At 41.3% G+C, this 13,764-nt stretch carries 10 protein-coding genes and 1 tRNA gene; 3 read left to right on the forward strand and 8 right to left on the reverse strand.

Annotated elements, in window-relative coordinates:
- Nucleotides 1-27 precede the first annotated feature (27 nt).
- Both BUA53_RS14260 and BUA53_RS14265 read right to left on the reverse strand, forming a co-directional pair.
- Entirely contained in the window at nt 28-1,131 is a 1,104-nt protein-coding gene (locus BUA53_RS14260) for a mannose-1-phosphate guanylyltransferase (RefSeq protein ID WP_245793124.1), read from the reverse strand.
- Nucleotides 1,132-1,227: 96 nt separating this feature from the next.
- Nucleotides 1,228-2,196 carry a KpsF/GutQ family sugar-phosphate isomerase gene (locus tag BUA53_RS14265; RefSeq protein WP_245793125.1) on the reverse strand — a complete coding sequence of 323 codons (969 nt, stop codon included), beginning with the start codon at nt 2,194-2,196 and terminating at the stop codon, nt 1,228-1,230.
- Nucleotides 2,197-2,455: 259 nt separating this feature from the next.
- Between BUA53_RS14265 and recQ the strand changes: the two genes are divergently transcribed.
- Nucleotides 2,456-4,699, forward strand: coding sequence for a DNA helicase RecQ (gene recQ, locus BUA53_RS14270; RefSeq protein WP_072836062.1), 2,244 nt, complete (start codon nt 2,456-2,458; stop codon nt 4,697-4,699).
- A 121-nt stretch (nt 4,700-4,820) separates the two neighbouring features.
- A tRNA-Phe gene (locus BUA53_RS14275) sits at nt 4,821-4,893 on the forward strand.
- Nucleotides 4,894-5,114: 221 nt separating this feature from the next.
- Here BUA53_RS14275 and BUA53_RS21745 read toward each other — a convergent pair.
- On the reverse strand, nt 5,115-5,468 hold the full coding sequence (locus tag BUA53_RS21745) for a DUF6876 family protein (RefSeq protein ID WP_072836063.1): 354 nt from the start codon (nt 5,466-5,468) through the stop codon (nt 5,115-5,117).
- A gap of 205 nt (nt 5,469-5,673) precedes the next feature.
- On the opposite strand from BUA53_RS21745, the gene BUA53_RS14285 reads away from it, so the two are divergent.
- A complete protein-coding gene (locus BUA53_RS14285; RefSeq protein WP_072836064.1) occupies nt 5,674-6,474 on the forward strand; it encodes a hypothetical protein in 801 nt (266 codons plus the stop codon).
- Between the two features lie 14 nt (nt 6,475-6,488).
- On the opposite strand, the gene BUA53_RS14290 is transcribed toward BUA53_RS14285, so the two are convergent.
- From BUA53_RS14290 to BUA53_RS14310, 5 genes are all read right to left on the reverse strand, one after another.
- Nucleotides 6,489-7,577: a DNA cytosine methyltransferase gene (locus BUA53_RS14290; RefSeq protein ID WP_072836065.1), complete on the reverse strand. Its 1,089-nt coding sequence runs from the start codon at nt 7,575-7,577 to the stop codon at nt 6,489-6,491.
- 173 nt (nt 7,578-7,750) lie between these two features.
- Nucleotides 7,751-8,188 (reverse strand): very short patch repair endonuclease, encoded by a 438-nt coding sequence (locus tag BUA53_RS14295; RefSeq protein ID WP_072836066.1) that lies wholly within the window; start codon nt 8,186-8,188, stop codon nt 7,751-7,753.
- Nucleotides 8,189-8,546: 358 nt separating this feature from the next.
- Nucleotides 8,547-8,771 carry a hypothetical protein gene (locus BUA53_RS14300; protein WP_072836067.1) on the reverse strand — a complete coding sequence of 75 codons (225 nt, stop codon included), beginning with the start codon at nt 8,769-8,771 and terminating at the stop codon, nt 8,547-8,549.
- 13 nt (nt 8,772-8,784) lie between these two features.
- Nucleotides 8,785-9,153, reverse strand: a complete 369-nt coding sequence (locus BUA53_RS14305) for a DUF6876 family protein (protein ID WP_072836068.1) — start codon at nt 9,151-9,153, stop codon at nt 8,785-8,787.
- A gap of 422 nt (nt 9,154-9,575) precedes the next feature.
- Nucleotides 9,576-13,568: an ATP-dependent DNA helicase gene (locus BUA53_RS14310; protein WP_072836069.1), complete on the reverse strand. Its 3,993-nt coding sequence runs from the start codon at nt 13,566-13,568 to the stop codon at nt 9,576-9,578.
- Nucleotides 13,569-13,764: the final 196 nt, after the last annotated feature.

Genomic DNA, 13,764 nt, shown 5'->3' on the forward strand with positions numbered 1-13,764 from the left:
TGCCGGTCCGTTATTTCAAAGTATAAATTACAAAAACTTATCGCCTTTGTTTCTTTTTACTTCAGCTACATAATGTTTGATCTCCTGTTCTTTATCCTTATGACAGATCAGCAATACATCTTTTGTATCTGCCACGATGAAATCTTCCAGGCCCTGTAATACTACCAGTTTTTTATCCGGAACGTGTACAACGCATTTGGTGGTGTCAAATACAATCACATTATCTCCGGCCACTGCATTTTCCAGGTAATCTTTTTCCATGTTCTCCCAGGCGCTGTTCCATGTTCCAAGGTCGCTCCATCCAAAGGAAGCAGGTATGACAAATACATTATCTGCTTTTTCCATTACACCAAAATCTATGGAGATATTGGAGCACTGGGGATAGATGTTTTCTATCATTTCCTTTTCCTCTTCGGTGTTCAGTTTTTCATCTTCAGATGCAAACAGCTCATACATTTCGGGCATATGCTTCTGGAAAGCATGTATCCCTCTTTTGATCTGCCAGACAAAGATGCCCGAGTTCCATAAAAAATCACCGCTGGCTATAAAGGTCTTTGCAAGTTCTTTATTAGGTTTTTCTGTGAAGGTCTTCACTTTAAAAACCTTTGGCACCGCTTCATCACCATCGTGCTGTATATAGCCATAGCCAGTGTTGGGGTAAGTTGGCGTTATGCCTATAGTGACCAGTGCATTGAAATGATTCACAAATTTCAGGGCATCTTCACAGGTTTCCAGGAATTTATCTTCCTGTAATATTAGATGGTCTGCCGGGGCTATTATCAAAGAAGCTTCAGGATTAAGTTGCTGCAACTTAAATGATATATAGGCAATACAGGGGGCTGTATTCTTCCTGTAAGGCTCACCGATAATATTTTCTTTAGGCAAGGCTGGCAATTGATGCCCGGTTATGCCAATATATTCATTTGCAGTAACCACATAAATATTTTCAATAGGCACCAGTTTCTCAAATCTTTCAAAGGTTTGCTGGATCAGGGTTTTGCCTGTACCTAAAATATCAAGGAATTGCTTGGGGTGGTTTACCCTGCTTAAGGGCCAGAATCGGCTTCCAATTCCACCGGCCATGATAGCTACATAGGTATTTGTGTGCTTATGGTGCATCTCTTGTTGCATTGGTTCTTGTTCTGTTGTATTGCTTTTCAATTGGTAAATGGCTTTATTACGCCGGAAGAAATAGTGGTAAAGATGACATTTTTTATATTCCGCAGATTAAATCAATCCTTCTTTTACAAGGTCATGCAAATGAATGATTCCAAGGTACCGTCCATTTTCTATAACTACCAGCTGCATAATCTCATTTTTTCTCATAATATCCAATGCGTTCACTGCCATTTCGGTAGGACCAATGGTTTTAGGGCTTGGCGTTAATATGTCACTGGCCTTGATATTTTCAATAGATGTGTTTTTCTCCAGCATTCTCCGGAGGTCTCCATCTGTAATGATGCCCGCCAGTAAGCCCTCGCTGTCCAGGACAGCTGTCACACCCAGCCGCTTCCTTGTCATTTCCATGATCACTTCTTTTACAGATTGATCATGACGCACTTCCGGCCTCTCATTTTCCACATACAGATCTGAAACCCGTAAGTATAATTTCTTTCCAAGTGTGCCCCCGGGGTGAAACCTGGCAAAATCCTCCATGTTAAATCCCCGTTTCTCCATCAGGCAAACCGCAATGGCATCACCCATCACCATTTGAGCCGTAGTGCTGGTGGTAGGCGCAAGGTTATTAGGACATGCCTCCTGGTCAACAGTAGTGTTTAGTACATAATCTGCTTTGCGGGCAAGGAACGATTTAATGTTTCCGGTTATAGCAATGAGGCAGTTGCCAAAATTCTTTACCAGCGGCACCAGTACTTTGATCTCTGCACTTTCGCCGCTTTTTGAAATGATAATGACAGCATCTTCCTGCTGCACTATACCCAGGTCGCCATGTATGGCATCCGCTGCATGCAAAAAAACAGAAGGAGACCCGGTAGAGTTGAGTGTAGCCACTATTTTCTGGGCAATAATGGCGCTTTTGCCAATGCCACTTATAACGATGCGGCCCTTGCAGGCAGCCAGCTTATCAATGGCATTATCAAAGTTGTCATCAAGCAGGTTGACAAGCTGGCTAATAGCTGAAGCCTCCATTTCAATGGTACGGGAGGCGGCTTTTCTTATTGACGCGTTTAGTTCCAAGGCCCCAAAATTAGAGGTTTTGCTTTCAAAAGAGGTTTTCCAAAATTGGTTGTCATTTTAACTATTTTAACTTTCAAATGCGCTTACTCCTCGCTAAATTCGCTTGCCTTTTTGACCAACGGCCTTTTGGCTGGGCCATTCCCCCTCTTTTGTTAAATTATTCTATTAGATGGGTCAAAAGCACTTCCGCAATAAAGAGCTGTTTCATTAAGGCAAACTATTATCCATAGGCTTTATTTAAAGCTAAAATTGTAAGAACATGCCTACCACAAAGAAGAACCCTGGCAAGAAAACTAAGGCCAGCACTATAAATGGAATTGATTTAAACGCTGCCCTGCAGGAATATTTTGGTTTCAAAGACTTTAAGGGACAACAAAAGCAAATTATAGAATCTGTACTGGCAGGTAGAGATACTTTTGTCATAATGCCTACGGGCGGCGGCAAAAGCCTCTGTTACCAGCTCCCGGCTATGGTTAGTCCGGGTGTTGCCATCATAGTGAGCCCCCTGATTGCCCTTATGAAAAACCAGGTGGACCTGGTAAGAGGCTATAGCAGCAGTGATGATGTAGCCCATTTTTTAAACTCGACTCTTTCTAAAAAAGAGATCAGGGAAGTGCATGATGACCTGAAATCGGGCCGCACAAAAATGCTCTACGTAGCACCTGAAACCCTTACCAAGCAAGATAATCTTGACTTTTTCAGCGACTTGCAGATCTCATTTTTTGCTGTAGATGAAGCGCATTGTATTTCGGAGTGGGGACATGATTTCCGTCCGGAATACCGCCGCCTTAGGGATATGATGGATATTATCAATCCTGACATTCCCGTAATTGCCTTAACAGCTACGGCCACACCCAAAGTGCAAAGCGATATTGTAAAGAACCTGGGGTTGCGCCAGCCAGAGATCTATATCTCCTCCTTTAACAGGGACAATCTTTATTATGAGATCTTACCTAAGATCAAGAAGGATGAAACATTAAAAAGCATTGCCCGATTTATTGTTCAAAGCAAGGGTAAAAGCGGTATCATTTATACCTTGAACCGCAAAACCACTGAAGAACTGGCAGATATGCTTATGGCGAATGGCATCAAAGCGGTGGCTTACCATGCAGGGCTGGATTCCAAGTTGCGTGCAGAAAGGCAGGACCAGTTCCTTAATGAAGATGTGCAGGTAATTGTGGCTACCATTGCTTTTGGAATGGGTATTGACAAACCGGATATCCGTTTTGTGATCCATTTTAATATTCCCAAGTCAATTGAAAACTATTACCAGGAAACCGGTCGTGCAGGCAGGGATGGCCTGGAAGGAAAATGTATTCTATATTATTCACATAAGGATGTATCCAAGCTGGAACACCTGATGCGTGACAAACCCTTGAGTGAAAGGGAAGTGGGCGCCCAGCTAATAAATGAGTCAGTAGCGTATGCAGAAAGTGGTGTATGCCGTAGAAAAGTGCTATTGAGCTATTTTGGTGAAGAGTATACTGTTGAGAATTGCGGTCAATGCGATAATTGCAAGCATCCTAAAGAAAAGATCGAAGCTAAACAGAATGTAGTCCAGGCTTTACAGGTTATTAAAGCACTTGATGAGCGATTTGCTACGGATTATGTGGTTAAGATCATCACCGGTCATCTTACTCCGCAGATCAAGATGTTCCGTCATGAAGGATTACCTGAATTTGGAATAGGCAAAGAGCAACAGGTTCATTTCTGGAACTCCCTGGTTCGCCAGATGTTGCTGGAAGATTTGTTGAAAAAGGATATTGAAGAGTACGGGGTGCTTAAGATCACCAAAAAAGGAAATGACTTCCTGAAAAAGCCCAAATCATTCATGGTTATACTAAACAACCTGTTTGAAGAAGCTAACGAGGATGATGAAGAAGGTGGTGATAGTGCAGTAGGAGCGGCCATAGATGAAAAGCTGTTCACTATGCTGAAAGAGCTGAGACAGAAAGAAGCCAAGAAGAAAAACCTTCCGCCATTTGTCATTTTCCTGGAGAACTCATTACAGGATATGGCAACTATGTATCCTACCACCACAGATGAGCTGGCGCGTTGCCAGGGTGTGAGTAAAGGGAAGGCATTAAAATATGGTAAACCCTTTATGGATGTGATCGCTCAGTATGTGGAAGAAAATAATATAGAGAAGCCGGATGATTTTGTGATGAAGAGCGTGGTGAATAAGAGTGGTAATAAGGTGCATATCATTCAGCAGGTTGACAAGAAGATTCCATTGGAAATGATCGCTAAGAACAAGGACCTGCGCCTTGATGCATTACTTGAAGAAATGGAAACCATTGCCGCTAGTGGAACCAAGCTGAACCTTGATTATGCCATTGACCAGATGCTGGACGAGTACGAACAGGAAGAGATTATAGATTATTTTAAAGGATGCGAAACATCTTCATTGGATATTGCACAACAGGAATTATCAGATAGTAATTATAACTGGGAGCAGTTGAAAATAATGCGCATCAAGTTTTTGAGTGTTTATGGCAATTAATCCGGGAGCAGGGGAGAAGATTTTTGGAAAACTATTCACATCTTTTCCTCTTTATATTGCTTAGTTCCTTATTTTTGCTGCCCCGAATAAATAAGGACGCAAGAAATTATTTGTTTAAGGAGGTGCGGTAGCTCAGTCGGTAGAGCAAAGGACTGAAAATCCTTGTGTCGGCGGTTCGATCCCGCCCCACACCACATTAAAATATAAAAGTGCCTTATAAATCAATTATTTATAAGGCACTTTTTATTTGGGGGTACAGTTTGGGGTACATTTAAGCTTATTATTAGTAACAGCACAGAATTTTAAAGAAATCATGTTCTTTGTCTATCCCAGGACAGGTAAATATTCAATACTTGTCCTAGTAATAACATTTCTCTTAAATTTCAACTAATGCTGTTTAAGATTAGATGTAGTATTAATGTTCGCTGGGTAGCAGAATTAAATTGAACTCAACCCATATTTTAGCTTCATTAGCTTCAATATCAGTATAGGGAATTTCTTGTAGCCTAAGAATATTGAAGTACCCGTCCTCACAAATTAATATTGCGGAACCATCATCGAGTTTATAAAAGGACCACAACTGGAACTCTTCCTTTTCTAATTCATTTTGGTAGTTAACTATCATGTTAAGTAGCCAATAGCACTGAAAGATCTCACACATACCTTTTATACCATCACTATAAAACATTCCCAAAATGTGACGATGCCAACTTTGACTGTTGGTATAGTTTTTAAGGGTATCATTTACATTTATATATCCATAATTCATAAGCAAGTATAGCTATTACCGGTCTCCCGATATATAGCAAAACATCTCGCAGTTTCCTGTTTTCAGAAGTAAAGACTCTTCTTTCCTGTAAATTCTCCCACTTTAATGGGAGCAACTTAACAGAAATTTTAGTTCGAAATTTAAAAGGTGTACTAACAATTTCCTAGCTTAGGAAAATTTCATTTAACCATTTATCTAACTAACAATGTCAGTACCTTATGTAACATGTGCTCCAACCGAGAAAGATGTAAAAAAATTGATTTTATTAATGAGTGTATTCGGGGATGGATCAGGGCAGGAAAGAGACAGTTCAGGAACAAGAGCCGGTTGGAAAGACCTGGAAAGGGTAATTTCTGAATTGTTAGGAGGTAGTACTTTAGAAAAGAAACAAGTATTTGATGTAATTGTTGATCAAACATTAACAGGAGGCAACAAATATGGTATTTCTTTAAAAACGAAGTGTTTGGGAACTGAAAGCAAAATTCAAAATCTGCAGACAAATGGCCGAGTGTATATGGAATTAACTAATTCACCAGCAAAATTGTGGGCCCCGTTAAAAGCCATGGGTATTCATGAAAGTGATTTTGGAATTAAAAATGATCAAGAGATAGGAAACTCTATTTTACATACAGTACACAACTGGTATTTAAGCTATTGTTTAACCTTCAACATAGAACTTAAAAATAGTGTACACATTACAATTTCTTATGGTGAAGGAAAAAAAGGATCTAGACTTTATCAGGCACATTCATTTCCTCTTGGCTTTCCTGATGGAATCATATGGAAATTTAAGTCAAATAAATGTTTAAGGGGTTACGACCCTGCTTTCCCAGATGAAGTATTATTTGATTGGTATGGGCTTTCCGGTGGACAATTAAAATATTATCCAAGAGCATCAACCGCATTATATTCTTCTAGTGTCTTCCGATTGCTTTCACCAGATATTCTAACAATTACTGAAAAGTCTAGAGTTTATTGGCCCCAGGAATGGCAAGACTTATTATAGCCTAAATGTTTGCCTTATTTTAGTTCAATTTGTAATTGCCGGATTTTTAAGTTAGTTACTTTCTCCTTGTATGCTACTAGTCCCTTACCTGATAACAAATGATCAAAAACTGCCTGCGCTAACAATGGTGGTACCGCATTTCCTATTTGTTGAAACTTTGATTCAACATTACCAACCGGCTCAAAATCATTTGGGAAAGTTTGAATTCTGGCACATTCCCGCCAAGATAAACGACGTGGAACTTTTAGAACTGGCCTAGTAGGATCGCTTTTAGTATGTTCAAAGTGATCTGTAAAATCCCAACGCTGCTTAAATCCATCTTTAAGGTTAGACCAGGAAAGTTTCATTGTTGGACTTGCTGGATGTAATGTAATATGACGCCAATTAGCAACAACAGTAAATGCCGGGTCATCCCAATTTTTTTTTCTGTTTCTTGACATATAGTACCAAGACATGTGTCCCTCGGGATCGTGCGGCCTTTCATAAAATTCTCCTTTAGGCCAAAGTGGTAAATCCTTAATTGCTTCACCGTGAGAAGCATATGGAATTAAATTAGGATGATTCTTTGTAATGATTCCATGGGTAGGTTCTGGAAATTGAAATTTTTGTTCCAAGTCTTTTCTAATTCCAACTATAATTAGCCGTTTCCTTATTTGAGGTACACCATAATCTTTAGCATCAACTAGTTTTTCAGAAACCCTATAGCCAAGTTTCTCAAATTCATCTAATTGCTCTTTAAAAAAGGCGCCATTTTTTAGACCTTTCAGACCAGAAACATTTTCTGCAACAAAATATTTAGGTTGTACTTGTCTGACACAACGAACGAAATGAAGATATAGTTTAGTTCTGGGATCTGCTTCTGGGTTTCTTTTACCCCCTAAAGAAAAAGATTGACAAGGATAACCTCCGATAACTAGATCTGCTGCTGGAAATGTTTCAAGCTTAGCGACATCACCTTCAAAAACTTCTTGCTCAGGGAAATATTTCCTAAGAGTTTCACATGAATCATGATCAATATCATTAGAGAATATAACTTTTGCACCAGCAGCTTCAGCTCCAAAATCCATTCCGCCACAACCAGAAAAAAGAGAAATAGTTTTCATTAAATATATGTTTGCCTTAATAAGACTTAAATGCTAAATTCTAAAAGTAATTATCCAATTTAGGTAAAAATAACTAAAAATATTAGTACAAAAGTGGCATGTTTAATTATAGGTAACTATATGTGCTAAAATTATTTACAAAGGCATATACTACGGGCAATTTTATTATTCTCTTATGATATAAAATTATCAACTTGGGCAGCTCCTTTTATTATTGATTCTACTTTACTAATACACATTGATAAACTATTCTTTATTTCAGATTCCCAGAAACGCAGGACCGTCCATCCATCTTGAATTAGAGTTTCATTTACTTTAATATCACGAGCTATATTTCGTTCAATTTTAGGAATCCAGTACTCTCTGTTAGACCTAAGTCGCTTTTGCAGCGTTTCCCAATTTTTTCCATGCCAAAATTCAGAATCACAAAATATTACCAACCTGTATTTCTTAAAAGTAAAATCTGGTTTGCCAAACACACTTTTATCGTTCTTTCTATATCGATAACCTTGAGCCCACAAAGCTTTCCCTAACATAATTTCAATTTTAGTGTTGGTGCTTTTAATAGCTTGCATTGTCTTTCTACGTTGTCCAGGAGAAAGCATATCCATAAAATTTCTTATTATATTTAATTGAACAGGAGGATAGCTATTTTTTACGATAATATTTTTATGTACGTTATAAATAAGGTGAGCCCATTTCTAATTCTTTCGTGGCCCAATTAGATTAATATTAATCTATAATCCCCAGCTTAGGGTAAATTTATAGCTCTTCTTAAGCTTAAAATGTATCTTATGTTATAAGACTAAAGACTTCCGAAAATAAGCAAGGTTATATAGAATAGAAAGAGCGACCAGCACAATCTTTTTTTATTTTTATCTAGGCTGTTATACCAACGCACAAGTGCGACCAAAAGATATACATATGTAATCAATATCCAAAAGCTCAAAATAGTGTTCAGAAGTTTTTTCATAATGGTACCCTCTTTAAGCCTTCCCACATTCCTTTATTGTCAAGCCCTCTGTTTCTAAGCTCTCTATTTGCTAGTTCTACAGGATCAATTTCACCAATTAAAATCTGAATCAGCAGTTTAGTGCAGGTAAGATTAAACAGGAGTATCGGGTTGAGTTCGTCAGGTAGCTCACCGGTTCTGGCCTTGGTTTCAAACTCGGAGTATTTGTCTTCTTTTTTCATTGTTCACTATATTTTAGTAAGGGTTTTCGAGCATATTGGCTTTACTTTTAGTGCTCGCTTGGTAGCAGGGCCACGCGCATTCAAGCCAGGTTGTTGCTTCGGTGGCCTCAAAGTCAGTAAAGGAAATCTCCTGATGCCTTAGGATGTTGCCATTCCCGTCCTCGCAGGTCACGATCGCGGAACAATCATCATACTTCTTCAGGAGCCATACTTGGAATTCTTCCCCTTTTAGTTGCTGTTGGTAGACCATAACTAAGTCACGCAGCCAATAGCATTCGAGGTTTTCGCACAACGATTCTATGTCGTCTATGTATAACATCCCGAATGGGTGCTTGTGCCAGTTCTTTGCTGTTGTAATTTCTAGTGTTTCGCTTGCGTTCATTTGCTTGTTATTTGTACAGCGAGTATAGCAGTAACCGGGTTGCCGGGAACCAGCGAAAACACTCTATTTTACCGGGAAACAATTATTTATTTCACACCAAGGCTACTAGATACGGTCCGCAATGGATGGCTGAAACCGCGCCCTGTCAGCCATAATAGAATCGCCCTCAGAAATGAACGGCGGAAGCTGGCATGGAGTCTATTGCGACCACGGAAATATCCTGAACCTTACCAGCCATAACCTTCATAAAGTTTATGGGCTCGGTTGACATATATTACTTGCCGCTGGGCGACGGAAAGTCTAGGAAGGCGACTTCTTACGCAGCATAGTGGAAAAGCTCCTACAAGTGCACCAGTGGTCCAAGAATTAAAATCGGTCAAAATCTAAGTCCACTTTAAAATTAATGCCAGGAACAAAATAGGTTAACGAAGGGAATAATGATGATCTGAGTACCTATTTGTGCTATCCTCAGTTCCTAGTTCCCCTGAAGCTACCTGCTCAATGATCCACCGGATCTTATCTGGGTTAATCCCGTTCTTCTGGTCAGTAGTAATTAGCCGACCATAAACACCTGCCTCGGAGTAGGACTTCTTTTTCACGTTTTGCCATGTCCAGTCGTACCGCTTGGTCCCAAGCCGGCCCAGGTGCTCCCAGTACCAGAGACCATCCTTCGTATTGATTGTGAAATCCGTCCTCATTGGCAACTCGACACCATTCACAACCGGGGGTAGCTCGTATTCGAACGAGAAATTCTCTTTTCCTAGTTTTAGTTTCATGTCTTTTAAAGATTGGTAAATCATAAGCTCGATCATGGACTCGATAAACTTCCCGTCTACTTCCAAGGTGTAATACCGGAAAGGCTTATCCAAAAGCAAGCTGGTCCTCCTTGACTCGGTATAGGACCGGGCTTTTGCTTTTTCAAAAACGGATTTGCTGAATGGTTGACCTGCCTCGCCCTGCACAAACAGGGTTACTGATTCCCGGCTGCGGGTAAGGGCCGTATATACCAGCTCCCTGGAAAGAAGCCCGAGTTTTTGGGGAAGCACGAAAAAGACGTGGTCGAAACCGCTACCCTGGCCTTTGTGTACGGTAATGGCATAAGCCAATTCAAAGAATTCCCGTTCGCTGCTCCTTATACCATCCTCGCCATGCAATAGTAGAGGTGCGTCGAGCTCTGGGCAATAGACAATCTCTTCACCATCGTGTCTGATAATCCCGATTGAACCATTGGAAAGTATCAGTTTGCCCTCAGAGTAGTAATTCCTTGTGCGGATAATCTTGTCGGATTGCTTAAACATATCTCCCAAAAGGCTAAGCTCAAGGTCACTTTTGTAAACACTCTGGATGTAATCGTTGATCTTACCAGTACCTGAGAAGTCAGCCTTATAAGGCGTTATGACCTGGAATGATTCTAAGCTGAGCTTGCTGTCATAGTCAATAGCGCCGTCCTTTTTTAACCCTAGTACCGCATTCAGCTTTTCTGCCTTGATACCAACCAACTGCAGTTGTTTGCACAGGAAGTCGAATTCCTCGTCCAGCACCTTATAAAGCTCCTCTTCTGTCTTCCAGTACCTTAGGCGTAGCCCCTTTGAAATTTCTTCTTTTCCTGAGACTAGCTTGCTTATCAGGTCACCGCTTATTTCACCATCCATTACAAATCCTTCGCTTAGTTCAAGGATCCGGCTCTCAGCTAACTTTAACCTGCAGTTGGTCTGCAATTCGATATAGTTGCCCCCGTTCTCTGGATGCGTACCAAGAAAATATTGGATGTCCTTAAGGACCTTTCCGTAGCCAATTGCCGGCAACTGGTAAGGATCTCCAACGAGAACTAAGCGCCTGAAAGAAGGCACACTAAAATTGAACTGCCGGAGGAGGTCCCTCAACTTCAGCAGGTCCACCATAGACATTTCATCAATAATAATGTTATTGTAACGCTGTAAAGCCTGTCTGGAAATCTTGTTATAATTTATATCTGCTAGGATCTTATCAATAGTAAAGGCCTCTATGCCGGGGAATTTGCTGTCCGTTCTCAGGCGTAAGGCGGCTTTACCCGTAGGAGCCAGGACAAGGCAGCTTTGGCCTTTTGCCTGCCAATCGGTTATTATATTAAGCAACTCGTGAGACTTCCCGCTTCCAGGGTTTCCCGTCAGGACGTAAAGCCGGCTTTTGTAAATGTCCTGGTACAACTGCGTCCTTTCCAAGCGAAACTGTTCTTCGTCAAATAGGCTTTCCAGCTCTTTTTTCAGCTCATTGCAGCTTTGGTCAATATAATTTGCAAGATCTTCGTATTGGTCAGCCAATGAATTCTCCTGCAGCAATTGGTGTACAGCCTTTGATACTTCACCCTCGGCATTGTAAACCTCGTAGAGATAAAAGTACTTCGTGCTATTCGCTGAGATTACCTTGACCTTTTCTTCGGTTTCCTCAAAGTGGATGATATAGTCGTTTCTGATCCGCTCAAAGAAGTTGGATGGCAACTGGTAATCTGTCCCCATGTGGTAGAACAAGGGATATTGCCTTATGGCATCGTCCAGCTCCTCAGCAAAGGCAAAGCAATGGCCGGTGTTTTCCAAGGTCCTTAGGTAGCGGATCACCAACCCCCTCAGCCGCCGCTTGTCGTTGTTAGGCATCTGCCGCTGCATGTCCAAACGGTGAATCCCAAAGCGGGTATCCGGGAAATAGGCTATGTCGATCTTAAAAAGATCGATCGGTCCGTCCTTTTCTTCCCCATAAACTGGGTCCAGCAATGTCTCGTATGCCTGATACTCCTCAAATAGCAAATAGGGGTTGTTGCATATATCCGTCAACTCATGAGAAGCCTTTTCATCTTCTATTGTTTTTTTCCAATCACCGGACAGCCTGAGCTTGCCTGCCAATATGCGCTTGAACTGGAAGGGCTTTAAATTTAGCATGCACAGGTACAGGAACTGCTCCGTTTTTAGCCCATAATTGTCTTCCAATCTTTCTTTTACGCTGTAAAGTATTGAGGCATACCTTTTATACTTCTTATCAGCTGAGGGGTTTTCAATTAGCTCGATTAGCTTTTCAGCGTATTCCTGTTCAATTTGCTGCAGCTCTTCTATCAACTCGTCGAGGATAAACTCTTGGCGGTCCCAGTTTAACAGCTCACGGCTTATGGCTGTGAAGCCTGGGAAGTAAGTCCTTTTCTTCCAGCAGAACTGCAATAGGTCGTCAATGGCATCTATCCTTTGCTGCATCTCTGCGGGGGCAACGATTCCTTCATCCTTGCAGTTAACCAACTGCTTTCTCATCTTGCTCAGGATGAAAATAGCCTCATCATCATCAATGTCCATGGCAACGTACTTAAAGCAGTGCTCCAGCTCAGGCTCGGTGATGGCTACTTTTATCTTGTCCAGGAAGCCCTGCTTTGCATCAGGGTCTAGGTTATTCTGTTCCATGTACTGCAGGTATTCATGGTACGGCATACGCACCAGAAGGTCCTCGAAGGAATAGCGCAGGGCCCAGTTCATTGAAGGAAAGTTGCGATTCCTAGGCTTGCTACGTTTCTTCCCTTCTATGATCTCACTAGGGCCGAATTCAGTTGGTTTACCCTTGTCAGTAACCAGGCCGCAACCAACAACCAAGTATTGCTGCTCTTCTTCTGTAAGCGGATTGCTAAACTTGGCGTACATGAAGGCGACCGACTTACCTTCATGTATTTTGGCATTAAACCTTGGGATTCTTACTGACTCTAAGTTTTTTGGGTAAGCACCTTCATTTCTGTATTGCTCTGTCGTACGTGTGAATGAAACAGCAAAAGGCCAGCTGAACATTGATTTAGGAGGCAGAGGTTCCTCTATCAAATCCAATCTCTTTTCCGCTGGGTTATCGTGTTTTACGTTGATGTTCTCATTTCCGAAAAGGTTAATGCTCCAATAGCAGGGAGGTATGTAATCCATAGTTACAGGAAGTCCACTAAAGGCCAGCTCTTCATCCATGTGCTCGGCCTTTCTCCTTCTTATGCGCTCTGAAAGCATGGAGTGAAACCCATCGCAATAACGGTTCTTTTTGGGATCACGGCAGATAGTCCCGTTCCATTTGTTGTCGTGCCATGCTACTCGGAAGGTAACATGCCTGGCAGCTACTCTAAGCTGCCCTTTTGCAGCAGCACACTCCATTTCATTGTTTTGTATTGCCTGCTGCTGCAACTGTTCAATTTTCTCAGCCAACCCCAATCCCCAGCGTATGTCTTTATCTGCCGGCTTGCGATACTGGCCTGCCTGCCGCTTCATACGCATCAGGCATCCTCTTTCCTCATAGGAAAACGATCTCTTGTTTTCAGGTTGGTTAGTAAAATCGATGTAAGCCTGCCATTGGTCTTCGCTAAGGTTTTCGTATTCTGAGCGCATCAGATCAATATCGTAAGGGTCTGTAAGGTCGTATTTTGTAGACATAAAAGCAGCTGTTTATTAAGTTAAGTATAGTTTTATAGTTGGCAAGGATTATTGCCGAAAGAACCTAATGTGATTTCGATTCTCCAAGGAAAACATTGGACTCATTCCTAGAACCAGGAAGAAACACCAATATCTAAGGCTAAATGGGCTGTAGGATTTCGCATCTACCTGGTGCCGTTGTACTTTAGCGGCTTTA

The sequence above is a fragment of the Flavisolibacter ginsengisoli DSM 18119 genome (genome assembly GCF_900129295.1).
Classification (GTDB): Bacteria; Bacteroidota; Bacteroidia; order Chitinophagales; family Chitinophagaceae; genus Flavisolibacter; species Flavisolibacter ginsengisoli.

What these genes read in the sequence shown, in the direction of transcription:
- BUA53_RS14305 (WP_072836068.1), bottom strand. Translation starts at nt 9,153, where the DNA reads ATGAACGCAAGCGAAACACTAGAAATTACAACAGCAAAGAACTGGCAC.
- recQ (WP_072836062.1), top strand. Translation starts at nt 2,456, where the DNA reads ATGCCTACCACAAAGAAGAACCCTGGCAAGAAAACTAAGGCCAGCACT.
- BUA53_RS14310 (WP_072836069.1), bottom strand. Translation starts at nt 13,568, where the DNA reads ATGTCTACAAAATACGACCTTACAGACCCTTACGATATTGATCTGATG.
- BUA53_RS14300 (WP_072836067.1), bottom strand. Translation starts at nt 8,771, where the DNA reads ATGAAAAAAGAAGACAAATACTCCGAGTTTGAAACCAAGGCCAGAACC.
- BUA53_RS21745 (WP_072836063.1), bottom strand. Translation starts at nt 5,468, where the DNA reads ATGAATTATGGATATATAAATGTAAATGATACCCTTAAAAACTATACC.
- BUA53_RS14295 (WP_072836066.1), bottom strand. Translation starts at nt 8,188, where the DNA reads ATGGATATGCTTTCTCCTGGACAACGTAGAAAGACAATGCAAGCTATT.
- BUA53_RS14260 (WP_245793124.1), bottom strand. Translation starts at nt 1,131, where the DNA reads ATGCAACAAGAGATGCACCATAAGCACACAAATACCTATGTAGCTATC.
- BUA53_RS14290 (WP_072836065.1), bottom strand. Translation starts at nt 7,577, where the DNA reads ATGAAAACTATTTCTCTTTTTTCTGGTTGTGGCGGAATGGATTTTGGA.
- BUA53_RS14285 (WP_072836064.1), top strand. Translation starts at nt 5,674, where the DNA reads ATGTCAGTACCTTATGTAACATGTGCTCCAACCGAGAAAGATGTAAAA.